A 25,251-nucleotide genomic window follows, 5' to 3' on the forward strand; every position below is an offset into this window, starting at 1 on the left:
GCTCCGATGTAGCATTAAATAACTCACGCGGAGGTGAGGTATTACCTCACCTCCGCTTCAATCGGAGCTTATTCTGGTTTCTTGAGTAATTCTTCGAACCTCTTATGCTGATCGAGCAGCCAAGGGCTCGGCTCAACCCCCCATTTCGCTGACAATTCGACAAGTTTGCCTTCTCTCTGCCAATAAGTGACCATTCCAGACATGAAGCGGCCCCAAATCCCATTACCTTCTTCCAATGGAACGCCTACACTCCAATAACTCAGGAATTTAGTTTCAAGCGGCATTTCGTAGCCGTCCCATTCGCCGGCGGCTATTGACTGCTGAATCGTGGTATCATCGGACACCCAGGCGACGCATTTTCCGCTTCTGAATGCTTGCTTGGATTCTGCGTCTGCGGGAAAGGAGACAAATGTTGCTCCGAATGTCCGCTCTACGGGATCGATGAAGTAAGAACCCTGCTTGGCGCAAACCGGCTTGCCCCGAATGTCATCCCAACTTGAAATGACACCCTTTTTTGCCAAGACGTTGACACCCGAAATCCAGTAGTATGGCTGCACCATGCTGACAACTTTACGTCGGCTAGGCTGATCTGACATCGCACCAATGATCAGATCTATATTTCCTTGTTTTAGGAATTCCATGCGGTTGGCGGTTTCGATCTGCACCAACTCGAGCTTAACACCCAAGGTCTCGGCTACATCCGCCGCGAGATCGGGTTCGATACCGACCAAATGTCCATCGCTGTCACGGTAAGACCAAGGACGCAACGCCCCCTGAACTCCTACCCGCAACGTTCCGCGCTGTAGGACTTCTTTAAATCGGTCATTTGCAGCTGAAGCCGTATCTGGTAACGCAAAAGTCATCATGAGAGCTACCAAAGCACAACTTATGACAGCTTTACTAAATCCATTGACCACGGCAGTTCTCCTCTTGGTGGTTGTATATCAACGGTTAAGTACGTCACTTTGCGACAGCGACTGCTTTCTCTTATTTCTTTGTTCCCCGGCTTCTAGCTTATAGCTAAACGGGCTAGCGCCTCATTTGTTAGGCGGAAGCGTCTCACGACGACATCCCGCTGTCAAGCTATATGTACACAATTATGAGAGCGTCATCGTCGGTTTAGCTGTGAGTCGGCGATGCGATCTCATGGTTCCATCTTTTTTAGCCAATCCAAAAATCCGATTTTCTCATATATTTTCAGCTTGTTAGCCTGACACACGGCGTACACTCGACGTCGCTTAGAGCAATTTGCTGACCCGAAACCGAAGTCTAGCTAGTTGACAAATGTATACGAAGTCGGCCTATTGCTACAACATTCAACTCTCCGAGAGGCCAAATGTCATCGCGACTCGATATTGTCGGCAGCCGAGTCTTCGACACCGTGATCATCGGCTCTGGGATCAATGGTTCCGCGGCCTCATTGGAATTAGCCAAGAGAGGCTACGACGTCGCCATTCTCGATAAGGGAGACTTTGGTGGCGGCACCAGCAGCAGATCCACGCGCCTCCTTCATTTAGGACTGCGATATTTCGCAAACGGGTCGAATGCGCCGATCCGCACGTTCCTAGCGAACCCGAAGTCTTTGGCTAACGCGTTGCGCATGGCGAAGCTCGCTATGCAAACCCGCGAGGAGTTTGTCGTTGGCTGGCCGGAGCGCATAAATCCGCTTGACGTATATTTTCCGATTAATCGTGGTGGGAGTTACCGTCCTTACCATCTGAACCTGGGCTTCATAGCGCTCGGCCTGCTGGGGCGCAGCAGTGTACCGATCAACAACCGCCGACTTACCCGCAGAGAGTTACGTGCTCACGGCCTATTGGCGGCGCTGGACAGGTCCACACCGCTCAAGGACGTGTTCATGTTCCGTGATTATCAGTTCGATTGGCCCGAACGGATCGTCTGCGACATGATCCTCGAGATGAAGGTACGAGGTGGTATGGCGCTCAACTATGCGAACGTCCTCTCGGCCAACCACGTCGAAGGGCTCTGGCATATTTCGGTGCAGGATATGCGGTCTGAGCAGAACGAAATTAAGGTTCTTAAAGCGAAGTCCATCGTTAACCTTGCCGGAATCTGGCTCGACCAGGTCAACGGCTCGATCTCGCTGAAGGACGCTGGCCGGAAGATTACTGGCACTAAGGGTATCCACATAGCGATCAAGCTGCCCGCCGGTTACGAAAAGTTCGCCATAATGACGATGAGCAGCCATGATCAGCCCATCTACTGCATACCCTGGAAGGGCATCCACTACATCGGCGCCACCGAAACGCTCTTCGAGGGTGAAAGGGACAAGATCGTTCCCGAGGAACCTGAAGTGCAGTTCCTGCTGAGCGAGGCACGCATCCTGTTTCCATCCCTCAATTTGAAGAGGAGCGACATCATCTACGCCTGGGCTGGAGTCAGGCCGTGGACCTACGATCAGCCGATGCTGGAGAAATACAAGCGGGAGAACAAGCTTAGCAATCCCATCGGCTCCCGCCGCCGGGAACTGCACGACCTGTCGGAGGCCGCAGCGCCAAATGTGATTGGCCTGACAGCCGGCCCGATCATGCTTCACCGCGAAACCGGCCGTGATGTAGCGGATGCTATAGAAGTCAAGATCGGTCTCCCTGATCCGTCTAGGCGGCAGGAAATGCTCCAAAGACCGGTACCGGCTGACATTCGTTACGCAGAAACCGGAGATCTTGCCCAAGCGGTTAGGAGTGCCGTCGTCGATGAACAGGCAGCGAGCCTTGTCGATATCATGTTCAGGCGCCTACCGTTCGGATGGCGGGAGGACATGGGGACAGACGTGGTCGAAGACGTCGGCCAAATTCTCCGGGAGATGAACGAATGGGGCGCCGATCGCGTCCGAGACGAAATCAAGCAGTACTACGCGTACCTGCGCGAATTTCACTTATTCGAACCAAACCAGAAGAGGAACTGACGACATGACGATCGAGCGGATCGAACTCTACGACGTCCTGCATGGCGCATCGATCGCCGACGATACGGTCTATCTCGCGGGTCTTGTCGGCGAAGATTTGTCTCAGGACATTCGCGGCCAGACGCGCAGCCTGCTGGAACAGGCGAAGAAACTTCTGGCGGATGCCGGCTCCTCGATCGACCGGATCGCATTCGCGCAAGTGTTCATCACCGATATGGCCGACAAGCCAGGGATGAACGACGTCTGGAGGGATTTCTTTCCGGAGCAGCATCGCCCGTCGCGCGCGACGATCGGCGTCAACGATCTGGGCAGAGGCGTGCGGATTGAAGTAGTGTTCACGGCTAAGAAAGTCTGAATGCCCGAGAATCTCGACTGTTACGCGAAAGTGATCGCAAGGAAATCGTCGTCATCGGTGCTGGTATTGGGATTGTCCTGTGCCCTTGGCTCTTGTGGTCTGGCCGTAGGATGTCGGCTGTACCTAGTCGACGACACTGGGGGCTTAAATTGACAAGCGGATATGTTTTGAGCCCGAGCGTGGCTACAATATCGTGTTCGCAACCGAATGCTCTCCGCTGCACTCACCGACCTACTACCCGTCCACAGACTTCTACATGGTTCTGCTCTCGCATGGCCTGCACATCGCAGGGGTGGTCGAGTTCGGGACTGGACAAACCCTTCCGCGACGTGCGCGCAGCTGTGATCGAATGGACCGCGTGGTTCTTTCTGCCGACGCTGAGAGAAAAGATTTCCGACTGGTTCGGCTTTCGATTTTCGATGCCCGATTCGATCTTGCTCATCGGAAGGTCTGCCATGCGGTCCGACGTCCTCTATACATTCGGGCACGGTACCTTGGGCTGACGCTGGCCGGTAGCACGGGGAGGATTGTGTGCGATCCGGTGAATGACGATGCGCCTCAAATCGATCCAAGCCCTTTACGACCAATCGATATTGAAGGGAGAATTCCATGCCAATCTACAAGGTACGCCGCGGGGCTGATTGCTATGGCCACGATATCGGGATTTTGCTGATCGACTGCCGCACTCCCTTCATTCCTGGCGATGTAGGCAACGCCTACACCTATGACTATCCGGTGCTCTACAAAACAGTTCCGGATGTCACGCTGGCACGTCTCATTGACGATGGCGATCTGTCACTGAAAGATAGGGTGATCGAGACGGCGCGAGCCTTGGAGGCGTCCGGCGTCGCGGCTATCACGAGCGACTGCGGCTACATGATGCATTTTCAGGAACTGGTCGCTGAAGCCGTATCTATCCCTGTCATGCTGTCGAGCTTGCTGCAGCTTCCCTTGATAGGATCGCTACTCGGGCCGAAACAGTCGATCGGACTGCTTTGCGCCAACAAGGAACGGCTGACCGACGATCTGCTGATCCGCGCCTATCCGAATCCGCTAGCGAAGATCCATGTCGCCGGAATGGAGCGGATGCCCAATTTCCGCGGGCCGATGCTGGACGAGACCGATACACTGGACAGCGAAGCGATCGAATGCGAAATGCTGACCACCGTCGACAATATGCTTGCCGATCATCCGAATATCGGTGCTTTTCTCCTAGAGTGTTCCAATATGCCGCCCTACGCAGCCGCAATTCATCGCCACACCGGAAAACCGGTTTTTGATTTTGTGACAATGATAAACCATGTCGCTGCTTCGGTGAGGCCAAAGACATACAGCGGCCGTTACTGAACCGGTGATGATATGGACCAGGAAGCATCGAACGCGAAGAAAGATACGGCTTATAACGCGTTCAAGAGGAATATAATCGACTTCACCTTTCCACCCGGTGCGGTCCTGACAGAGGAATTTCTCGCGGAAAAATTTAAGATCAGCCGCACCCCGATACGCGACGCGATCCTGAAACTGCAACAGGATGGCCTTGTAGAGCGCGCGAGCAAAGGCGTCCAGGTTAAGCGGTTCACATTCGCCGAGGTCATTGACACCTATCTAGTACGTGAGGCGCTCGAGAAATGCGCTGTCCGTTTGTGCATCGAACGAGCCACTGACGAGGAGCTAAGCCTCATTCGCCAGAGCGTAGAATGTTATTCTGAACTCGACATAAAGCTAGAGAGCTATTTTTCTTTGAACGAGCGGTTTATGGAGTTTCATGTGCAGCTTGTCGAAGCTGCGAACAACGATATCCTGAGGGCGCAATATGCGAGTATAATCGACAGGGTACGTGTAATAAATCGCATGCACATGAACAAAACTCTGTCGATCGAGGATGTAAAGATCAGACATCTCAATATCATATCTGCCATTATCGACAGAAATTCGATACTGGCCGAGGCATTGATCAATTCCAGTATTACACGGGTAATTAATTATCTAAAAAATTCTATTGAATAGTTGGGATTCATTCGACAGAGGTTTGCGAGTACGCCGGCAATACATATTACATACGCGGCTTGCGGAACAGCTGGCTGGTTTCAAGTAAATCTTCAAGGTCCCTCATGCGATCGCGCGTGATCTTCCATACCGAATTTTGAATCGCCTCGATCAGCGTCTCCACGACGAACATCGTCACCACCGAAGAGTCCCATGCTGAAGGGACCTCGGTTTTCACACGAAATACGACCGTCGCCGACTTCGCGACCGGTGATTTCCACTGATCGGTGAAAAGTAGCGTACGAACGCCACGCTCGACGGCTATCCGGCTGAGCGTTTCGATCTCTCGTTCGTAGCGCCGGATGTCGAAGATTATCAGAACATCTCTCGACTTCATGTTCAGAGCATAGTGCGGCCAGGTACTGGGAGTGGGGGCGATCAGCGTAACGTTAGGGCGGATCACTTGGCAGTGGGTAAAGAGGTACTCGGCAAGCGATTTAGTGATACGCCCACCCACGATGTAGACGTGGTTGCGCAGATCCTTCAATAGATCCCGCGCGCGGTCGAAGTCGCTCGTCCCAATGCCCGACAGAGTTTCGCGTAGATTGGCGATCGTCGCCTCGGCGAAGCGGTTCAGGATATGAGTGTCCGGTGCGTCGTTCGCCCAACGATCGTGCTTGGCGATCGGGTTAGACAGTGTCGTCTCGAGTTCTTCGTGAATGTGCGTCTGGAAGTCCGGAAAACCCTTGAATCCGAGCTTGCGCACCATCCGTACGACAGTCGGCGTGGACACGCCGGCCTGTTCCGCAATGGTCGTGATCGATCCCAATGCCGACATCGGATAGTGGGAGGTGAGCGCATTCGCTAGCTGCCGCTCAGACCGGGTCAGCCGGCCAAAGCTGGACCGTATGATGTCTTGGACTTTCGTGTCAGTTTTCAAGCGCACCGTCCTCCCGCAATTAGCCGCCACCTTAGCATCAACCGCGTCTAGCGCCACGCATGGAAATGAACGAGTGAAGAAAAGTTTTCAAAACTGGTTTGACAGATGAAGTCTTCTGAACGATTATTTTCAGAGCTTGGAGGCTCCGGTGGAACTGTTGAACACGATCTTTGCCGCAGATGAGAGGAAGCCGGTCGCTGTGGAGCGTCCGGAAGGCCGGTCGCCCGTCCTCCTGATTTGCGAGCACGCCTCGAAGATGATCCCGCGCAGCCTCGGCGACCTCGGTCTGTCGGAAGAGCTGCGCTCCAGCCACATCGCCTGGGATCCGGGCGCGCTCGACGTGTCGCTGTTTCTGTCTAACGAGCTCGACGCCTGCCTTATCCATCAGCGTTTCTCGCGGCTTGCCTATGACTGCAACCGCCCGCCCGAGGCCGACAGCGCCATTCCAAAGCAGAGCGAGATCTTTCAGGTCCCCGGCAACATCGCCATGGGGCCCGCGGAAAGGCAGGCACGTGTCGACGGCATCTACCGCCCGTTCCAAGCTGCCGTTGCGCGGGAGATCGCCAGGCGCGCCGCTTCGGGTCAGCCTTGCGTGCTTGTGACGATCCACAGCTTCACGCCTTTGTTCAAGGGCGTGCGGCGCGAGACGGAGATCGGCATTCTCCACGACAGCGACTCGCGCTTCGCCGACAGGGTGATCGCCTCGCTTGAAAGCGCGTCCGGTTTCGTGGTGAGGCGCAACGATCCTTACGGACCGGAGGACGGGGTTACTCACACGCTGGTCGAGCACGGCGTGCGCAACGGACTGCGGAATGTCATGATCGAGATACGCAATGACCTCCTTGCCGATGATACATCTCGGGCGAAAGTGGAAAAGCATCTCTTGAGTGCCTTGGTCACGTCGCTCGACGCGGAAAATCCATAGTCACAGCGATCCGTTCGCGGATCGAGCAGCCAGCAAGGATAAAACATGTTCGGATATTCATTCGAAGAACTGAAGGCCGACGTCCTGGCGGGGCGGATCGACACCGTCATCGTCTGCCAGGTCGACATGCAGGGAAGGCTGATGGGCAAGCGCTTCCATGCGCAGTTCTTCGTCGACGGCGCCTATGAGGAGACGCACAGCTGCAACTATTTGCTGGCGACCGACTTCGAGATGGAGACCGTGCCGGGCTACAAGGCCACCAGCTGGGAAGCGGGGTACGGCGATTATGTGATGAAGCCGGACCTGTCGACGCTGCGGCGCGTGCCGTGGCTGGAGGCGACGGCCATGGTGCTCTGCGACGTGCTCGACCACCACACGCACGAAGAAGTCCCGCATTCGCCGCGCGCCGTCCTGAAGAAGCAGGTCGCCAGGCTGGAGGCTATGGGCCTGAAGGCGTTCATGGCCACCGAGCTGGAATTCTTCCTGTTCGACCAGAGCTACGAGGAGGCGGAGGAACAGGGCTATCGCGACCTGCGCACCGTGAGCGCCTACAACGAGGACTACCACATCTTCCAGACCACCAAGGAAGAGGATGTCATGCGCGCCATCCGCAACGGCCTGCAGGGCGCCGGCATCCCGGTCGAGAACACCAAGGGCGAGGCCTCGGCGGGACAGGGCGAGGTCAATGTGCGCTATGCCGACGCGCTGACCATGGCCGACCGCCATGTCATAATCAAGAATGCCTGCAAGGAGATCGCCTGGTCGCGGGGCAAGTCGATCACCTTCCTGGCGAAATGGAACGCCAAGGCCGCCGGCAGCTCGTCGCACATCCACCAGTCGCTGTGGAGCGCCGACGGCAAGACACCGAAATTCTTGGATGAGAACGCCGAATACGGCATGTCGCCGCTGATGCAGCATTACGTCGCTGGCCTGCTCGCCCACGCCTCCGAGATCACCGCGTTCCTCGCGCCCTACATAAACTCCTACAAGCGCTTCGTCGCCGGCACATTCGCGCCGACCAAGGCGGTGTGGAGCCGCGACAACCGGACGGCGGGCTATCGCCTGTGTGGCGAGGGTACCAAGGGCCTCCGCATCGAATGCCGGGTCGGCGGCTCCGATCTCAACCCCTACCTAGCGATGGCCGCGCTGATCGCAGCCGGCATCGACGGCATCGAGCGCGAACTGCCGCTGGAGGCGCCTTTCTTGGGCGACGCCTATGGCGGAACGGAAGTGCGCGAGATCCCACGGACGCTGCGCGACGCGACGGAGGCCCTTGACGGGTCCAGCCTGCTGCGCTCGGCATTCGGCGACGCGGTGGTGGACCATTATGTTCATGCCGCCCGCTGGGAACAGGACGTGGCCGACAGGCTGATCGCCGACTGGGAAATTGCCCGCGGCTTCGAAGGCTGCTGACAGGTTTAGGAGTAGGATCGTGACAATTCTGAAATGCATTTCGCCCATCGACGGATCGGTCTATGCCGAGCGGCCGACGCAATCGTATGAAGAGGCGAGCGCCGCGATCGCGAAGGCGCGCGCCGCCCGCAAGGACTGGGCAGCGCAGCCGCTCGACAAGCGCGTGAAGCTGGTCATGGCCGGCGTCGCGCGGCTGAACGAGATGGTAGACGAAGTGGTGCCGGAACTCGCCCACATGATCGGCCGCCCGGTCAAGTACGGCGGCGAATTCCGCGGCTTCAACGAGCGCTCGAACTATGTCGCGTCGATCGCCGCCGATGCGCTGGCGCCGCTGGTCGTCGAGGACAGCGCGACCTTCACGCGCCAGATCCTGCACGAGCCGCACGGCGTCGTGCTGGTTATCGCGCCGTGGAACTATCCCTACATGACGGCGATCAACACGGTCGCGCCAGCGCTGATGGCCGGCAACACGGTCGTCATCAAGCACGCGACGCAGAGCCTGCTGGTCGGCGAGCGCATGGTGCACGCCTTCGTCGAGGCGGGCGTGCCGGAGGACGTCTTCCAGAACCTGTTCCTCGACCACCAGACGACCTCGGACCTGATCAAGGCGCGGCAGTTCGACTTCATCAACTTCACCGGTTCGGTGGCAGGCGGGCGCTCGATCGAGCGGGCTGCCGCCGGCACCTTCGTCGGACTCGGGCTGGAGCTCGGTGGCAAGGATCCCGGCTATGTGATGGAGGACGCCGACCTCGACGCGGCCGTCGACACGCTGATGGACGGCGCGATGTTCAACTCCGGCCAGTGCTGCTGTGGCATCGAGCGCATCTACGTGCACTCTTCGCTCTACGACGCGTTCGTCGAAAAATCCGCGGCCTGGGTGTTGAACATGAAACTCGGCAACCCGCTCGATCCCGAGACGACGCTCGGCCCGATGGCCAACAAGCGTTTCGCCGCCGAGGTCCGCGCCCAGGTCGGCGAGGCGATCGCCGCCGGCGCCTTTCCGGTCGTCGACGCGGCGAATTTCCCGCAGGACGACGGCGGCGCCTACCTCGCGCCGCAGATCCTCACCAATGTCGACCACACGACGCGGGTGATGCGCGATGAATCCTTCGGCCCGGTCGTCGGCATCATGAAGGTGTCGGGCGACGACGAGGCGCTGGCGCTGATGAACGACAGCGAGTTCGGCCTCACAGCATCGCTGTGGACGAAAGACCCCGAGCGCGCCGCCCGCATCGGCGCCGACATCGAGACCGGCACCGTCTTCATGAACCGCGCCGACTATCTCGATCCCGCGCTGTGCTGGACCGGCGTCAAGAACACCGGGCGCGGCGGCTCCCTGTCGGTCATCGGCTTCCAGAACCTGACGCGTCCGAAATCCTATCACCTCAAGAAGATCACAGCATGAGCATCACTGCAAACTGGAGCTATCCGACCGCCGTCAAGTTCGGCGCCGGCCGGATCAAGGAACTCGCCGACCACTGCAAGGCGGTCGGCATGAAGCGCCCGCTGCTAGTGACGGATCGCGGCCTCGCGCCGATGCCGATCACGCAGAATGCGCTGGATATCCTCGACGCGGCCGGCCTCAGCCGCGCGATATTCGCCGACGTCGACCCGAACCCGAACGAGAAGAACCTCGAGGCCGGCGTGAAGGCGTTCAAGGACGGCGGCCATGACGGCGTGGTGGCCTTTGGCGGCGGGTCGGGCCTCGACCTAGGCAAGGCGGTCGCCTTCATGGTCGGCCAGAGCCGGCCGGTCTGGGATTTCGAGGACATCGGCGACTGGTGGACCCGCGCCTCGGTGGAAGGCATCGCGCCGATCGTCGCCGTGCCGACCACGGCAGGCACCGGCTCGGAAGTCGGCCGCGCCTCGGTCATCACCAACTCGGACACGCACACCAAGAAGGTGATCTTCCATCCGAAATTCCTGCCGGCGGTGACCATCTGCGATCCGGAGCTGACGGTCGGCATGCCGAAGGTCATTACGGTCGGCACCGGCATGGACGCCTTCGCGCATTGCCTGGAGGCTTACTCCTCGCCCTTCTACCACCCCATGAGCCAGGGCATCGCGCTGGAAGGCATGCGGCTGGTGAAGGAGAACCTGCCGAAGGCGGTGAAGGACGGCTCCGACATCGAGGCGCGCTCGCACATGATGTCGGCGGCGGCGATGGGCGCGGTCGCCTTCCAGAAGGGTCTCGGCGCGATCCACTCGCTGTCCCACCCGGTAGGCGCGATCTACAACACGCATCACGGTATGACCAACGCGGTGGTGATGCCGCCGGTGCTGCGCTTCAACCGGCCAGCCGTGGAAGAGAAGCTCGCGCAGGCGGCGGCCTATCTCGGCATCGCCGGCGGCTTCGACGGTTTCTACGACTTCGTGCTTGGCCTCCGTGAGGAACTCGGCGTTCCGGACAAACTCTCGCAGCTCGGCGTAGGCACGGACCGCATCGACGAGATGGCGGCAATGGCGATCGTCGACCCGACCGCCGGGGGCAACCCGGTGGAGCTCACGCTCGACGCCGCGAAGAAACTGTTTGCCGAGAGCATCTGATCGTTGACCCCGGCGTAGCCGGGGATCGGCCCATGGGCACTTCCGGTGAGCAGCAGCGCCTCCGGAAGTGCCTTATTTTTTTACGAACCCCCATCGCGGACGTGCCGAGATGGGTCAGCTTGCACCCAGGCGTCTTGATATCTCGCGCGCCGCCTCGGTGACCAGCAGGCCCATCTCGCGGATGCGCGCATCCGGCATCCTTGGCGTGGGGCCGGAAATCGAGATACCGGCGACAGCCTCTGAGTAGCCGTTCAGGATGCATGCCGCGACGCAGCGCATGCCGATCGTCCTTTCCTCGTCATCGAACGAATAACCCCGCTGGCGGGTAGCCTGAATTTCTTCGCGCAGTCCGCCGGCGGTCGCGATCGTCTTGTCGGTGAAACGCGTGAAATTCGTCGTCTTGATGAAGGCTTCGAGCCTCTCCTCTACAAAGGCGCTCAGTAGCGCCTTGCCGATGCCTGAGGCGTGCAGCGGTGACCGGGCGCCGGGAGGGAAATAGGCGCGGATCGTCTCGTGCGATTCCACCTGGCTGACGAACAGCACATGGCCTTCGCGCTCGATGCCGAGGTTGGATGTCTCGCCTGTCCTGGACATCAGCTCGCGCATCACCGATCGGCTGCGTTCGACGATGTTGGTGCGGCGCACGAAGGCCGAGCCGAGCCTGAACGCTTCCGGCCCCACGAACCATTCCTGGCGCTCTGGGCTTGTCTCGACGTAGCGGCGCTGCTCCAGCGTCGCCAGAACACGGTACATCGTGGCCGATGACTGGCCAAGATGTGCCGACAGTTCGGTAAGGGTGATGCCGTCATGGGCGGCCAGCGCCTCGAGCACGTCGATGCCGCGATCCAGAGCTTGTATCCCCATGCTCGGCGAGGGAGATTTTGATCCCTTTGGCCGCCCGCGCCGTCTACCGGTTTGTTCTGTCATCGCTCATTCCCATTTTGGGTATATTTATCGTCGAAATATCTTGTCATAAAATGAAAAAATTTAAGCCTTTGATTTATAATATATATTTTTATGAAAAATGCAAAATAAAAAAACATTTCAAAAAAATTTACGTGAATTTGGCTCCGTGGTAGAATTTTCATCGAGCAAGGATCAGTCGTTGTGACCAGCCAGAATCCCATCTTCATTCCCGGCCCGACAAACATCCCGGAAGTCCTGCGCAAGGCCATCGACATTCCAACGGTCGACCATCGCAGCCCTCTGTTTGGAAGGATTCTTCATCCAGTTCTGGACGGCGTGAAGAAGGTCCTCAAGAGCGAGCGCGCGGAAATCATCGTCTTCCCGGCGACCGGCACGGGCGGCTGGGAGGCGGCGATAACCAACACGCTGTCGCCCGGCGACAAGGTTCTGGCAACGCGCAACGGAGTGTTCAGCCACCGCTGGATCGAGATGTGCCGGCGGCACGGGCTCGATGTCGTGGTGGCGGCTCAGAGGTGGGGTGACGGCATTCCGGCCGACCGCCTCGCGCAAATCCTCGCCGGCGACGCGTCCCATGAAATCAGGGCTGTGCTTGCCACGCACAACGAGACGGCGACGGGCGTCCGCTCCGACATCGCCGCTGTGCGCGGCGCGCTCGACGCCGCAGGGCATCCCGCCATGCTGTTCGTCGATGGCGTCAGCTCGATCGCCTCGATGGATTTCCGCATGGACGCGTGGGGCGTCGATATCGCCGTCACCGGCTCGCAGAAGGGGTTCATGCTTCCGCCGGGCCTGGCGATCGTCGGCTTTTCGCCGAAGGCGATGGATGCGGTTGCCGAGGCGAAGCTGCCGCGAAGCTTCTTCGACGTGCGCGACATGCTCGGCAACTATTGCGCAGGCGGCTTCCCCTACACGCCTCCGGTCGGCCTGCTCAACGGTTTGAAGACAGCGGCCGAGATGCTGCTCGATGAGGGGCTCGAGAACGTCTTCGCCCGGCATCGTCGCATAGCGGAAGGTGTCCGCCGCGCGGTCGACGCCTGGGAGCTGCAGCTTTGCGCAATCCGGCCGGAGCTTTATTCCGACACCGTCAGCGCCATCCGCGTTCCCGACGGTTTCGATGCAAACAGGATCGTCGCGCACGCGCTGAACGCCTACGGCGTTTCGTTTGGCACGGGCCTCGGCGAACTGGCGGGCAAGGTGTTCCGCATCGGCCATCTCGGCAGCCTGACCGACGTGATGGCGCTGTCCGGTCTGGCCACCGCCGAGATGGTCATGGCCGACCTCGGTTTGCCGATCAGGCTTGGTTCCGGGGTCGCGGCGGCGCAGGAACATTATCGAACTGGTGCAGCCAATACCCGGCAGAAGGCCGCATGATGAAGGAAGCGTCCATGTATATTCCAACGCTCGAAGACATGCGCGCCGCGCGCGCGCGCATCACGCCGCATATCCATGTCACCCCGGTGCTCACCTCGCGCATGCTGGACGAGCTATCCGGCGCGCAACTGTTCTTCAAATGCGAGAATTTCCAGAAGGCCGGCGCCTTCAAGGCCCGCGGCGCCAACAATGCCGTGTTCAGCCTGTCGGACGAGCAGGCGGCCAGGGGCGTTGCGACGCATTCCAGCGGCAATCACGGCACCTGCCTGTCCTATGCCGCCAAGCAGCGCGGTATCCCCTGCACGGTCGTCATGCCGCGCACCGCGCCGCAGGCCAAGAAGGACGCGGTCATGGGATATGGCGGTCGCGTGGTGGAATGCGAGCCGTCGACCTCCAGCCGCGAGGCTGTTTTCGCCGAGGTCGTGGCCGAGACGGGGGCTGAATTCGCCCACCCCTACAACGACCACCGCGTTATAGCGGGGCAGGCGACCTGCTCGGCGGAACTGATCGAGCAGGTCGATGGTCTCGATGCGGTCGTCGCTCCGATCGGCGGCGGCGGCATGGTGTCGGGCACCTGCCTGACGCTCGCCAGCCTAGCTCCGCATATGAAGATCTATGCGGCCGAGCCGGAGCAGGCCGACGACGCCTACCGCAGCTTCAAGGCCGGCCACATCATCGCGGACGATGCGCCGAACACGGTCGCCGACGGGCTCAAGGTGCCGCTGAAGGAGCTGACCTGGCATTTCGTGCAGAAGCATGTGACCGACATCCTGACGGCGTCCGAGCAGGAGATCGTCGACGCCATGAAGCTGATCTGGAAACGCCTGAAGATCGTCATGGAGCCGTCCAGCGCCGTGCCGCTGGCAACGATCCTGAAGAACCCGCAAATCTTCGCCGGCAAGCGCGTCGGCGTCATCGTCACCGGCGGCAATGTCGATCTCGACAAACTGCCGTGGAACTGAGGAAAGTCCCAATGAACGCACCGACGAATTTTGCCAGCTACGAGGTTGGCTTCGATGTCCCGGCGCTGCCCGGCATGGACGAGGCCAACATCCAGACGCCTTGCCTGATCCTCGACCTCGACGCGCTGGAGCGCAACGTCAGGAAGATGGGCGACTACGCCAAGGCGCACGGCATGCGCCACCGCGCCCACGGCAAGATGCACAAGTCGGTCGACGTGCTGAAGCTGCAGATGGAACTGGGAGGCGCCATCGGCGTCTGTTGCCAGAAGGTGTCCGAGGCGGAGGTCTTCGCCCGCGCCGGCATCAAGGACATCCTCGTCTCGAACCAGGTGCGCGACGCCGCGAAGATCGATCGTCTCGCCCGCATGCCAAAACTCGGCGCGCGCGTCATCGTCTGCGTCGACGACCTGGCCAACGTCGCCGACCTGTCGGCCGCCGCCCAGGCCCACGGCACGACGCTTGAATGCTTTGTCGAGATCGACTGCGGCGCCGGCCGCTGCGGCGTCAAGACGACCGATGAGGTGGTGACGATCGCCAAGGCGATCGCTGCCGCGCCGAACCTGAAGTTCACCGGCATCCAGGCCTATCAGGGAGCCATGCAGCACATCGACGGCTACGAGGATCGCAAGGCTAAGATCGACGCGGCCGTCGCGCAGGTGAAGCATGCCGTCGCCGGCCTGAAGGCGGCGGGCCTCGAGCCCGAGTTAGTCTCGGGCGGAGGAACCGGCTCCTATTATTTCGAGGCGGAGTCAGGCGTTTACAACGAGCTGCAATGCGGCTCCTACGCCTTCATGGACGCCGACTACGGGCGCATCCTCGACAGGCAGGGCAAGCGCATCGACCAGGGCGAATGGGAGAACGCGCTCTTCATCCTGACGTCGGTGATGAGCCACGCCAAGGCCGACAAGGCGATCTGCGATGCCGGGCTCAAGGCGCAGTCGGTCGATAGCGGACTGCCCTTCGTCCATGGCCGCGACGATGTGAAATACATCAAGTGCAGCGACGAGCACGGCGTCATCGAGGACACGACCGGCGCTCTCAAGATCAACGAGAAGCTGCGTCTCGTTCCCGGCCACTGCGACCCGACATGCAACGTGCACGACTGGTATGTCGGCGTCCGCAACGGCAAGGTCGAGACCCTTTGGCCGATATCGGCCCGCGGCAAGGCATATTGATCATATGCATGGCCAAGCCCGGCATCCTTCGCAGCAGAGGCATCATGATCATCATCCCCGAACGCGACATCGCAGGACTTGTGTCGGCCGCCGATTGCTTCATGGCGGTGGAACAGACATTTGCGTCTATGGCCAGGAAGTCGGCCCGCAACTTCCCGGTGATGCGCGAGGCAATCGGCCATGCCGATGCGCTCTACGGCTTCAAGTCGGGATTCGATCGCGAGAGCCTCGCGCTCGGCCTTAAGTCAGGCGGGTACTGGCCGCACAACGCGCAGAAGGGGCTGACCAACCATCAGTCCACGATCTTCCTGTTCGACGCCGATACCGGCCGCTGTCGTGCCATCGTCGGCGGCAATCTGCTGACGGCATTGCGGACGGCCGCAGCTTCGGCCGTCTCGATCAAGCACCTGGCGCGACCGGATTCCAAAGTGCTCGGCATCGTCGGCGCCGGCCACCAGTCGGCGTTCCAGTTGCGCGCGGCGCTCGACCAGCGGCCGTTCGAAAAGGTCCTCGGCTGGAACAAGACACCCGAAAAGCTGGAGCGCCTTGCAAGCGTGGCACGGGAGAAGGGCCTGCCGTTCCAGCCCGTGAGCCTCGAGCAGCTTTGCGGGGAAGCCGATGTCGTGATCACCATCACCTCCTCGTTCGGCCCTGTGCTTGCGGAAGGGATGATACGGCCCGGCACGCATCTGGCCTGCATGGGCACCGATACCAGGGGGAAACAGGAGATCGCTGCGGAAATCGTCGCGGCATCGACGGTCTTCACGGACGAGGTCGAGCAGTCGACATCCATCGGCGAGGCCCAGCATGCGTTCAGGCTGGGCTCGATCGACACGGCGGCGATCGTGCCGATCGGCGACGTCATCGCCGGTGGTCACCTTGGGCGTCGCGATGCGCAGGAGATAACGCTGTTCGACGGCACGGGCGTGGGACTTCAGGACCTGGCTGTGGCGTCCGCCGCCGTAGAGCTTGCTCTGGCTCGCGGCACGGCCATCGAAGTCGACGCGTAGCTACTTGTCGGCCACCGCGGCCTGATGTTCGAGATTGAGCCTGTCGAGCGCGTTCTGCGTCCAGATGACGTTGTCGTGGGCGGCGCGCTCGGCCTCCCGGTAATCGCCCCGGGAAATGGCCTCGGCCATTTGCTGGTGCAGCGGCACCGCATCACGGAAGACGCCGGGCGTGGACGTCGTCACGGCGATCTGCTGGCGCATGATGTGGCCGATCAGCGTCCCGGTATAGACGAGCAGGCGGTTTCGCGACGCGCGAAAGACGGCAAGGTGAAACTGCAGGTCGGCGTCCTGGGCGCGTTCGTCGGAACTCCTGTCGGAGATGCGATCGCTTTCTTCCGCCAGGATGGTGTAGAGATCGATGATCTCCTTGCGATCGGCCTCGGTGGCGTTCCTGGCTGCCGCGCTTGCGGCCGCCGGCTCGAAGATCAGCCGGAACTCGAGGAATTCCCGGATGTAGCTGGTCCGCGGGCCGAACTCCCAGAGCCAGTTGAGAACGTCGAGATCCATGACGTTCCAGTTGCGTTCCGGCTCGACCCGTATGCCGACTTTCGGTTGCGCCGAAATCAGGCCCTTCTGGCTGAGGACGCGCAGGACTTCGCGCAGGACGCCCCGGCTGGCGCCCAGTTGCTCGCATAGTCTTGGCTCCGGCGGGATCATTCCGCTCTCGCCGTAGTGCCCGCTGACGATCTGTCGGCCGAGCTGGTTGAGCGTGTGTGAAAATAGGGAGGGCCTGCGGGCGAGCTCCGGCATTTCGAGACTCCGACGTGTTGCGTGGACAATCTCCTACACATCAAATTTGCGGTTGACACAAGATCTAATCATATGAGTAATGCATCTGCTCATATGATTAGAGGAAAGGCAATCCCGCGTGCCTGTGCCGACCTACTCAAGTGTCCCGGAACTTACAGCCATCAAGCCGTTGCCCCAGTCCGAGCGCGTCTCCGTGGTTGTCCTCGGCGCGGGCGTGGTCGGGCTGTCGTCGGCTCTGTGGCTGCAGAGAGCCGGGCATGCGGTCACGATCATAGATCCGGAGCCGCCGCTTGCCGGCAGCGGCTACCTGGGTGCGGCAAGCTTCGGCAACGCCTGCACCGTAGCGCTTGGCGCGTGCATCCCCGTCGGTACGCCGGGGATCTTGAGCGACGTGCCAGGCATGCTCATGAAGCGCGCGAGCCCGCTGTCGATCTTCTGGGGCGACCTGCCGCGGCTCTTGCCCTGGCTCGTCGATTTCCTGCGGGCGTCCAGCCAGCGCGAATTCCATCGCATAGTCGGCGTGCTTGGCCAGTTGATAAGGCTGGCAGAGGCAGGCCATAATCCGCTTTTCGAAGAGGCGCGGGCGACGCACCTGAAGCGGCCGGACGGCTGTCTTTATCTCTACCGGTCCGAGCGCAGTTTTGCGCGCGCGCAGCGCGATATCGACCTGCGGCGGCGCGAAGGTGTGCGCATGGAGATGCTGGACCGGAGGGCCGTCAGGGAGCGCGAACCGAATCTGGCTCCGCTCTACAGCAACGGCCTCCTGTTCAACGACGCGTACAGGATCGACGATGCACTGCGATACGCGCAGGCGCTTGCCTCCCTGTTCCAAAGCAAGGGCGGCAGGTTCGTCCGCAGCATTTCGCGCGCAATCGAGCCACGCGACGGCGGCCTCACCGTAAGGTGCCAAGATGGGCGGGCGGTGGAGGCGGATCGCGTCGTCGTTGCCGCTGGTGCGTGGTCCCGCCAACTGGCGCGGACGGTTGGCGACAGGATACGGCTCGATGCCGAGCGTGGATATCACGTCCTTTTTCCGCGCGACGGAAATATCCTGAGCGCGCCGACCTGCTATCCCGAGCATGGCTTCTATATGACGCCGCTCGGCGAGGGGCTGCGGTCGGCGGGCACGGTGGAACTGGGTGGACTTGGCAAGCCGGCGCGCTCGGCGCGGACAGACGTCATCGAGAAGATGAGCCGCGTCCTGCTGCCGGGGCTTGGCGAGGCTGGAAGGACGTGGCTGGGCTTCCGGCCGTCTATGCCGGATTCGCTGCCGGTGATCTCGCGTTCGCCGACGGATTCCAGGATCGCCTATGCCTTCGGCCATGGGCACATAGGGCTCACCCTCGCCGGGATTACCGGGCGCTTGGTCTGCGATCTCATCGGCGGGCACAAGCCGGCGATAGACCTTCATCCGTTGCGCGCGGATAGGTTCTAAAACGTATGCGAGAAAAATTGAATGGAGGCGGAAAGGTAAACAAGAACAATATCGGGTTTCTTCCCCAAGAGCTATTTGATGCGCTGGTGCCAGACCTATTTCAGATTTGGAATTTGGATTGACGCGATCCTGCTCATCCTACTGGTGGTATGATGGCGGCCATCTTGTCGGCGGCCCTTGGCTTCCCATTCGATCCTTATGCGCGGACTACGATGATGGATCCGCGCGCGCTCAAGAAAAACCGCGTTCACCGATGATCATCGATCACGGTGGTGTCCATGCTCGGAATCGAGTTGTTCATGAACAAGGGAAAGTCAAGCCGTCTGGCTTGAGAGGTGGAGTTTAAAGATGGGAAACTTGCGTTCCGCATTGACCAAGTATGATGGGCGATCCTTCGACGTAGCGATCATCGGCGGCGGGATAAACGGCTGCGCCGCAGCGCAGCATCTCTCGGCATCCGGCTACAAAGTGTTGCTCGTGGAGAAGCAGGATTTCGCCAGTGGGGCGACCAGTCGCTCGGGACGCATTCTGCACTGTGGGCTGAGGTTCCTCGCGCCGACGAAATCCGTCTCGGAATTCCTATTCGCGCCGGGAACGCTGCTTACGAAACTTCGCACTGCGAGCGACATGGCGACGGCACAGGGCGAGCTTTACAAAACAATCCGCACCTATCTGCGACCGATGGACATCGCGCTACCCATCTATAAGAATGCGGGTTACCGAGGTTGGCACGTGGACATAGGCGCCACAATCATCAAGCTAGTGAACCGAGGCCGCAGCCCGATCAACTATCGCCGCTGGAAGGGGACTGCGTCACCACATCCGTTTATCAAACATCTTGCCAATCAGGCAGACATATGCTCGGTCGTGGCCTTCACGGACCAGCAGTTCAGGTGGGCTGAACGCATTGCCCTCGACGCATGCCTAGACGCTGAGGATATGGGTGCGGTAATCCGAAACTATACCGAGGTCGTGCGTCTGGAGAAATCCGACAAGGCGAACTGGAGGCTGACGCTGGCCGACGACGAGCACAAAGCGACAGTCGAAGCGCGCTATGTCCTTAATCTCGCCGGAATCGAGATCGATCGGACTAACCGTATGGTCCCTGGCCTAAACAACATCGGGCCGCGCGTGCAGGCGATCAAGGGCGTGCATGTCTTGATTCGGCTACCTGATGAATTCAAGGGGTACGGCATTGCCGGCGATAATTCGGAGGGCGAAAATATCTTCTGCTTGCCTTGGGGCGACTATCACTATCTCGGGCCGACCGAGACAATCTACAACGGACATCCCAATGAGGTTGTCCCCCTCGAAGAGGACATTGATTTCATCATTCGCGAGGCACAAGCTCTACTTCCCGGCCTTCCAATTAAGGAAGCGAAGGTCGAGATGGCGTGGGCTGGTGCTCGCCCGATCACTTTCGATCCCGAGCGAGCAAAAGGCAAACGTCTGCCGTTCAGCATCTTCCACGACATGGTGGACTATGGTGCACGCCATCTCTTGGCTGTGACGTGGGGCATCATCGTCAACCACCGGCAAACCGCTAGACGGATCACGAGGAAGATCGCCGACGTGCTTGATTCGGCCGGGCCGGCCAAGGCGATCAACTATTCACCGCGGACCACTCCAATTCTCACGGACGCATCGTCTTATGAGGAGATTGAGTATGCTGTTCGCCATTTCTTGACAGCCGAGCACGCGACGAGCGCCATTGACATCCTTTGCCGCCGAACGCCGCTGTTTTGGGACAAGGCCGTGACGCCGGAACTCCTAGAAAGGACGGTCGGTGCGATGGGAAGCATTCTCCATTGGTCCGATCGGAGATGCCAGGCGGAAGTGGACAGCTTTAACGACTACGCATGGCGCAACCACCGCGTTGAGCTTTCCTCTTGAGGGAGGATCGCTTCGGCAGAAGCAGCGCAGAAGCATCGCGCGGTTTCCAGCAACCTCCGCCCGCTTCGCATCCAGCACTCGTTATTCAGGCCCTTCAGCTTATTGGCCGCCTGCCGGACAGCGAAGTGCAACCACTTCTGTAGATAATGGGAGCCAGTCTTTTGGCCCGCTTCGTGCCAAAACCAGCAAGACCGCTCTTCGACTCCCTCCACGTCACAAGCCTGTACCCACATCTTCCGTGCGTGATTTGCACCCGTTGAATCTTCCATGATTCTGTCTGTGACGCCGAACCGCGGAGGCTGTCCGGCGTCAGCACTGATGGGACCAAATCGGCTTAACTGAGAGCGGAGGATTTCTGGTTCATCGTAAGACCGTATGTCCGCCTCTGCCGGTGAGGTGGCTCACCGACACGAAGGGCTACTTCGTCTCAGAGTCGTCAGTTTGAATTTATATTTTAGAAACAATGATATACGAGTTCTCATTTTCATCTTTACGGGCGCGCCAGTTTTCCCTTGAATATCAGTTGACTACTTGGCTTCACGCAATCCACCGCACCGGATGCGCTTAGGTTCGCGTAAGCACGAAGCCAGTTTTTCGATACGCGGGACGCGCCAAGAGCACATTTTCCCGTTGCCGGCATCGCATGCGATACGGCTTTTTCGTGGAATCGGCATTGCTCGTGCTGCCTGTAGGGTCAACCAATGCCCAAAAGGGCAGCGCTTTGATTTAACCTTGCAAACTGCCTATCAGGGTTGGATAAGGCGCACGGTCTCAACGGCCCAGCAAGTCCCTCGGCGCGCGGCCGCCCCTTATCGATCTGCTGCTTCGCCTCTCGGTGTGAGGGCCGCTATTCAACAGAACACTTCCGTTCGCTCCTAGCCACCTTTGCGCATGCAATCCAAATGGCGAGCGCCGCGACAACACCGACAATCCCATCCACGGCATAGTGCCATCCAAGATGAATCGAGCCGAGAAAGATCAACACGGCGTAGGCCAGCATGACATGGCCGAGCCTGCGGTCGAGGGAGTACGCGACCGCCGCAAACAAAGCCGCCTGCGCGTTGTGCATACTGGGCATGGCCGAGATGCCTCCGGGCAGGTCGAACGTGCCGATATGGACCTGCCAAAGAAAATCCTTGGTCAAGGATGAAGACAAAGAATAGTCCGCATCCACCCCGTCGAGATAGTGCATGAGATCGCCATAGGGCGAGGGCGTGCCCGGTACGATTTCCGAGAAGTAACAAGGTCCCGCGGAAGAGAACATTGTTGCCATCACCAAGCCTATCAGGAGCCAGGACATGATCGTCGCCCACCAATAGCGGACACGTATCGGCTCCGGCACGCGCGGACTGGCGAACAGCCCGCCCCAGAACAGGAAGACTACCGGCACCCATGATGAATATGCCACGTCCAAGAGCACGGTCATCCACGGTACGCCGACAACCGGCTGGATGATCTGCCAGGCCTGGTACCCGCCCAAAAGACCTGCATCCCAACGCGAGAAGGTCTCGTCCCATTGGAAAGGGGCCACAACCGGGATCAACATCTTGTTGTAGAGGAAGGCGGCCATGAAGAGAACCAATATGGCGCTGGCGTAGAGAAACCGTGTAAGCGTGTTCGACGTAACCAGGTTTCTCATGCGAGCCGTCGCGAGGCTGACTGGTGATCCGTGACGACCCTGTACGATCGCGCCTGAGCAAGCCCAGATGACAAGGGCGGAACTCAACAACAGAAAGGCTCGCACGACCCGCTCGGCATATTCGAAGACATGGGGCAGGATCGAATCGCCGCTGATTGTTGCGACCACAAAAGTCAGAAAGACGAACGCAAAGATCACTGCGCAGAGCATCGCGTTGCAGCGCCTCGCGTAAGCGAGCCATGCCGGAAGCTGCTTTTCTGGCGCAAGGTCTCGCGTGATTTCGGAAGAAGCCATGAGAACTATATCGAGCGTTCGAACAGGTTTCGCGTTGGCCGGGCACGTATATTCAGAGGAACAGTATGTACGGGAATTTTCGCTACGAGGCGTCCATCCCAGGAGTGATGCGGTCATTCTTCAAGAGCGCGGAGGTCGACGGTTCGGACACGGCGGTGTCCATCCATGGGAGGGTCAGATGATGCTGCTCGCGCACTAGGCGTCCAGTCCCCCACCAGATCACCGATACCACTACGATCGAGATGTAGCCGTCCACCGCGTAGTGCCATCCAGTGTACACTGACCCGTACATGATCAAGGCAGCGAAGATCCAACCAAGAACGCCAAGCCAGCGGTTGAGGGAGGAAAGGAAATAGGCGTTCAGGGTGGCAAGGGCGACGTGCAGGCTGGGCATGGCCGAGATGCCGCCCCCCAAACCTGCATTTCCTGTCGTGTGCAAGGTCAAAAGATAATCGGCGTATTCTCGGACGATGACGCTGGACTCCAGAGCCGACATGGCCACCCTTAGTTCGTCGAAGCGGTCACTACCGACGAAATAATCGTAGTAGATGGGACCAGCGGACGACAGGAGAAGTGCGAGCAGTGTACCGACGATCGAGATGGTCAACGCAAGCGCCCAGAGATAGCGAATCCGTGCGATCCGATCCGACCACATAGCCACGGAGAGAACCGTTCCAAACCACAGCGCATACCAAAGCACATCGTAGTTCTTGAAGACAAAGAACGCCCATAGATCGTGATCGAGGCGATGCGCCAATTACCATGGCGCCGCTCCGTGTATCCACTCATCCAGGTCGGCAAGCCATGGATCGGTATAGAACGGAACGATTTTCGGAATCGCACTCTTGTAGGTGGAAAACGCGGTCATGCCGACGAGGAAGAACAGCAGCACCGGCACGCAACCCCGCCATCGCGTTCGAAGCAGTTCAACGGCGTAGCGCGTCGGTGCCTGGCGGCCGAAAATGAGAGCTGCGCTGCCAACGCCTCCAACCAACAATATCGGAATGGCGACGAGGAATTTTTCGGCGTAGATCTGACTTAGAGCCACGAACGATTGCGGATCAAGGAAGAATGCGGCGAGCACATAGATGCTCACGCAGAATGCCAATCTCACCGACCATTTTGCGGACGGGCTGTACTGGCAGACTTCGGAATTTAAGATCATCATAATTTAACAGTATCTAATATGACGTTTTGCATAAAGTAGTTTGTCGATACTACGTCAATATTACTGATAGATTACTTTAACTCGATCGCAATGCGCGCAGTCGAGATGCGCTTGGCGACGATGAGGCATCGATGCTCCCGCACTGCCGCTCCCCGCAGTCATTTTCTACGTCCCGGCGCTGCCATGTTTAGACGGGAGAGATGGCAGCAAAAGGAAGAAGTTGGGCTGCCACTGTTATGGATCAACCGCAATCCGGAAAAGGTACGAGAACAGCCTCTTGCCGAAGGTTTGGCCGGCCATGTATCCGCGACTGGTCTCGATCACTTTGGCGGGCAGCGCAAGCAGCCAAGTGCTGGGACGGGCACGGCGGTCAAAACATAGCCCGGCTTGCCTTGACCTCGCGTGCATACCCCTATCGGCAGAAATGGGGGCAAAAGGTTCTGGTGCAACCAACCTCCTGCGGGGTTCGAGCATGTCTGCTTTCGGGAGGTGGCAAGACTGACCGCGACGGCCGGCATTGGGCGCGAAGCTACCATTGTCAGAGCGGCCTGATCAGCCAGCAGCGTGGTCTGTGCTCTGTCCCCTTCGTCTGTCCCAGAAAATGCCGTTGAGCAGGCCTGAAAAGCACGCGACCTGTCCTGAAGGTTGGGCGCGCGCGTCCGCCTTGAATCTGCAGCCACATAAAGGCGGAAGATCCCAGCGTTGGTTGGACGCGACCGGTGTCGCCTGTCCATGCATAGTCGCGCGGACGTTAAGCGCCGTCAAATTGTGTTAAGCTGGGTAAAATCGCGTCGCTGGCGGGTGTTTGTGCCTTATGGGTGACCGGCATCAATGACGGACGGAATGTGATGAACAAGGTCCTCCTCATCGACGACGATGTCGAGTTGACGACGCTGCTGCAGGAATACCTGGTCGAAGAAGGGTATGACGTCGCGACAGGCGCGGACGGCGGCACAGCCATTGCCGCGGCCGCGCGCAATGCCGTGGACCTGATCGTGCTCGATATCATGATGCCCCGAATGAACGGGATCGAGATCCTGCGAAGGATCAGGAAGCTGAGCCAGGTTCCCGTGCTGATGCTGACGGCGAGAGGCGATGACATCGACCGGATATCCGGCCTGAACCTCGGTGCCGACGATTATGTGACGAAACCCTGCTCTCCAGGAGAACTCGCGGCCAGGGTGCGCGCGATTCTTCGTCGTGCGAACCAGCCTGCGGCCGGCGGGGCCACCGACACGCTGAGAGCCGGGCGGCTGGTGGTTCAACCAGGCAACAGAACCGCCGAATGGGAGGGGAAGCCGCTGGAGCTTACCGGCACGGAGTTCAGCCTGCTCGAGGTTCTCGCTCGCAATGCCGGCCAGTTGATATCGAAGCAGGACATCTCAAAACGGGCTTTTGGAAAGCCGCTGACCCCGTTCGATCGCCGCATCGACGTCCATATCAGCAGCGTGCGTCAGAAGCTCGGCCTCAGGGAAGATGGACAGTCACGGATAAAGTCTGTTCGCGGTCAGGGCTATCAACTTCTTTTGGATTGA

The 25,251-nt window shown here is 59.6% G+C and carries 23 protein-coding genes; 15 read left to right on the forward strand and 8 right to left on the reverse strand.

Annotated features, from left to right (window positions below):
- Positions 1 to 68: 68 nt before the first annotated feature.
- The gene (locus AC07SZ_RS13090) at positions 69 to 917 is read right to left on the reverse strand and encodes a transporter substrate-binding domain-containing protein (RefSeq protein ID WP_494914551.1); all 849 of its coding nucleotides are present in this window, start codon (positions 915 to 917) and stop codon (positions 69 to 71) included.
- Positions 918 to 1,336: 419 nt separating this feature from the next.
- Here AC07SZ_RS13090 and AC07SZ_RS13095 point away from each other — a divergent pair, with 419 nt between their 5' ends.
- Complete coding sequence (locus tag AC07SZ_RS13095) at positions 1,337 to 2,926, forward strand: FAD-dependent oxidoreductase (protein WP_494914553.1); 1,590 nt, start codon at positions 1,337 to 1,339, stop codon at positions 2,924 to 2,926.
- Between the two features lie 4 nt (positions 2,927 to 2,930).
- Complete coding sequence (locus tag AC07SZ_RS13100; protein ID WP_494914555.1) at positions 2,931 to 3,281, forward strand: RidA family protein; 351 nt, start codon at positions 2,931 to 2,933, stop codon at positions 3,279 to 3,281.
- Positions 3,282 to 3,504: 223 nt separating this feature from the next.
- Here the strand turns inward: AC07SZ_RS13100 and AC07SZ_RS13105 are convergent, their stop codons facing one another.
- Positions 3,505 to 3,723 carry a hypothetical protein gene (locus tag AC07SZ_RS13105; protein ID WP_494914556.1) on the reverse strand — a complete coding sequence of 73 codons (219 nt, stop codon included), beginning with the start codon at positions 3,721 to 3,723 and terminating at the stop codon, positions 3,505 to 3,507.
- 167 nt (positions 3,724 to 3,890) lie between these two features.
- Here AC07SZ_RS13105 and AC07SZ_RS13110 point away from each other — a divergent pair, with 167 nt between their 5' ends.
- Both AC07SZ_RS13110 and AC07SZ_RS13115 read left to right on the forward strand, forming a co-directional pair.
- Positions 3,891 to 4,628 (forward strand): aspartate/glutamate racemase family protein, encoded by a 738-nt coding sequence (locus AC07SZ_RS13110; protein WP_494914558.1) that lies wholly within the window; start codon positions 3,891 to 3,893, stop codon positions 4,626 to 4,628.
- Between the two features lie 12 nt (positions 4,629 to 4,640).
- Positions 4,641 to 5,288 carry a GntR family transcriptional regulator gene (locus AC07SZ_RS13115; RefSeq protein WP_494914560.1) on the forward strand — a complete coding sequence of 216 codons (648 nt, stop codon included), beginning with the start codon at positions 4,641 to 4,643 and terminating at the stop codon, positions 5,286 to 5,288.
- A gap of 46 nt (positions 5,289 to 5,334) precedes the next feature.
- Here the strand turns inward: AC07SZ_RS13115 and AC07SZ_RS13120 are convergent, their stop codons facing one another.
- Positions 5,335 to 6,207, reverse strand: a complete 873-nt coding sequence (locus tag AC07SZ_RS13120; RefSeq protein ID WP_494914561.1) for a MurR/RpiR family transcriptional regulator — start codon at positions 6,205 to 6,207, stop codon at positions 5,335 to 5,337.
- 148 nt (positions 6,208 to 6,355) lie between these two features.
- Between AC07SZ_RS13120 and AC07SZ_RS13125 the strand changes: the two genes are divergently transcribed.
- Genes AC07SZ_RS13125 through AC07SZ_RS13140 form a run of 4 tightly spaced genes read left to right on the forward strand, consistent with a single transcriptional unit; the run spans position 6,356 to position 11,092 of the window.
- A complete protein-coding gene (locus AC07SZ_RS13125; protein WP_494914562.1) occupies positions 6,356 to 7,132 on the forward strand; it encodes an N-formylglutamate amidohydrolase in 777 nt (258 codons plus the stop codon).
- Positions 7,133 to 7,177: 45 nt separating this feature from the next.
- Complete coding sequence (locus AC07SZ_RS13130; protein ID WP_494914563.1) at positions 7,178 to 8,545, forward strand: glutamine synthetase family protein; 1,368 nt, start codon at positions 7,178 to 7,180, stop codon at positions 8,543 to 8,545.
- A 19-nt stretch (positions 8,546 to 8,564) separates the two neighbouring features.
- Entirely contained in the window at positions 8,565 to 9,950 is a 1,386-nt protein-coding gene (locus tag AC07SZ_RS13135; RefSeq protein WP_494914564.1) for an aldehyde dehydrogenase family protein, read from the forward strand.
- Positions 9,947 to 11,092, forward strand: coding sequence for an iron-containing alcohol dehydrogenase (locus tag AC07SZ_RS13140; protein ID WP_494914565.1), 1,146 nt, complete (start codon positions 9,947 to 9,949; stop codon positions 11,090 to 11,092). Before AC07SZ_RS13135 ends, AC07SZ_RS13140 begins: the two co-directional genes overlap by 4 nt.
- A 114-nt stretch (positions 11,093 to 11,206) precedes the next feature.
- On the opposite strand, the gene bhcR is transcribed toward AC07SZ_RS13140, so the two are convergent.
- On the reverse strand, positions 11,207 to 12,019 hold the full coding sequence (bhcR, locus tag AC07SZ_RS13145; protein WP_494914566.1) for an HTH-type transcriptional regulator BhcR: 813 nt from the start codon (positions 12,017 to 12,019) through the stop codon (positions 11,207 to 11,209).
- A gap of 180 nt (positions 12,020 to 12,199) precedes the next feature.
- Here bhcR and bhcA point away from each other — a divergent pair, with 180 nt between their 5' ends.
- The 4 genes from bhcA to bhcD are packed head-to-tail and all read left to right on the forward strand — an operon-like array spanning position 12,200 to position 16,537.
- Positions 12,200 to 13,390: an L-aspartate--glyoxylate aminotransferase BhcA gene (gene bhcA / locus AC07SZ_RS13150; RefSeq protein WP_494914568.1), complete on the forward strand. Its 1,191-nt coding sequence runs from the start codon at positions 12,200 to 12,202 to the stop codon at positions 13,388 to 13,390.
- Between the two features lie 14 nt (positions 13,391 to 13,404).
- A complete protein-coding gene (gene bhcB, locus AC07SZ_RS13155) occupies positions 13,405 to 14,352 on the forward strand; it encodes a beta-hydroxyaspartate dehydratase BhcB (RefSeq protein WP_494914570.1) in 948 nt (315 codons plus the stop codon).
- Between the two features lie 11 nt (positions 14,353 to 14,363).
- Positions 14,364 to 15,527 (forward strand): 3-hydroxy-D-aspartate aldolase BhcC, encoded by a 1,164-nt coding sequence (bhcC, locus tag AC07SZ_RS13160; RefSeq protein ID WP_494914571.1) that lies wholly within the window; start codon positions 14,364 to 14,366, stop codon positions 15,525 to 15,527.
- Between the two features lie 44 nt (positions 15,528 to 15,571).
- Positions 15,572 to 16,537 carry an iminosuccinate reductase BhcD gene (gene bhcD / locus AC07SZ_RS13165; RefSeq protein WP_494914572.1) on the forward strand — a complete coding sequence of 322 codons (966 nt, stop codon included), beginning with the start codon at positions 15,572 to 15,574 and terminating at the stop codon, positions 16,535 to 16,537.
- On the opposite strand, the gene AC07SZ_RS13170 is transcribed toward bhcD, so the two are convergent.
- Positions 16,538 to 17,287 (reverse strand): FadR/GntR family transcriptional regulator, encoded by a 750-nt coding sequence (locus tag AC07SZ_RS13170; protein ID WP_494914573.1) that lies wholly within the window; start codon positions 17,285 to 17,287, stop codon positions 16,538 to 16,540.
- Positions 17,288 to 17,405: 118 nt separating this feature from the next.
- Between AC07SZ_RS13170 and AC07SZ_RS13175 the strand changes: the two genes are divergently transcribed.
- Complete coding sequence (locus tag AC07SZ_RS13175; RefSeq protein WP_494914574.1) at positions 17,406 to 18,722, forward strand: NAD(P)/FAD-dependent oxidoreductase; 1,317 nt, start codon at positions 17,406 to 17,408, stop codon at positions 18,720 to 18,722.
- Positions 18,723 to 19,070: 348 nt separating this feature from the next.
- Positions 19,071 to 20,615, forward strand: coding sequence for an FAD-dependent oxidoreductase (locus tag AC07SZ_RS13180; RefSeq protein WP_494914575.1), 1,545 nt, complete (start codon positions 19,071 to 19,073; stop codon positions 20,613 to 20,615).
- A gap of 847 nt (positions 20,616 to 21,462) precedes the next feature.
- On the opposite strand, the gene AC07SZ_RS13185 is transcribed toward AC07SZ_RS13180, so the two are convergent.
- From AC07SZ_RS13185 to AC07SZ_RS13195, 3 genes are all read right to left on the reverse strand, one after another.
- On the reverse strand, positions 21,463 to 22,548 hold the full coding sequence (locus AC07SZ_RS13185) for a phosphatase PAP2 family protein (protein WP_172371279.1): 1,086 nt from the start codon (positions 22,546 to 22,548) through the stop codon (positions 21,463 to 21,465).
- An 82-nt stretch (positions 22,549 to 22,630) separates the two neighbouring features.
- Entirely contained in the window at positions 22,631 to 23,305 is a 675-nt protein-coding gene (locus tag AC07SZ_RS13190; protein WP_494914576.1) for a phosphatase PAP2 family protein, read from the reverse strand.
- Positions 23,306 to 23,644 carry a hypothetical protein gene (locus tag AC07SZ_RS13195; RefSeq protein ID WP_494914577.1) on the reverse strand — a complete coding sequence of 113 codons (339 nt, stop codon included), beginning with the start codon at positions 23,642 to 23,644 and terminating at the stop codon, positions 23,306 to 23,308. It lies immediately after the preceding gene.
- Positions 23,645 to 24,564: 920 nt separating this feature from the next.
- Between AC07SZ_RS13195 and AC07SZ_RS13200 the strand changes: the two genes are divergently transcribed.
- Positions 24,565 to 25,251, forward strand: coding sequence for a response regulator (locus AC07SZ_RS13200; protein ID WP_494914578.1), 687 nt, complete (start codon positions 24,565 to 24,567; stop codon positions 25,249 to 25,251).

The sequence above is a fragment of the Mesorhizobium sp. GW821-FHT07A06 genome, assembly GCF_059419085.1.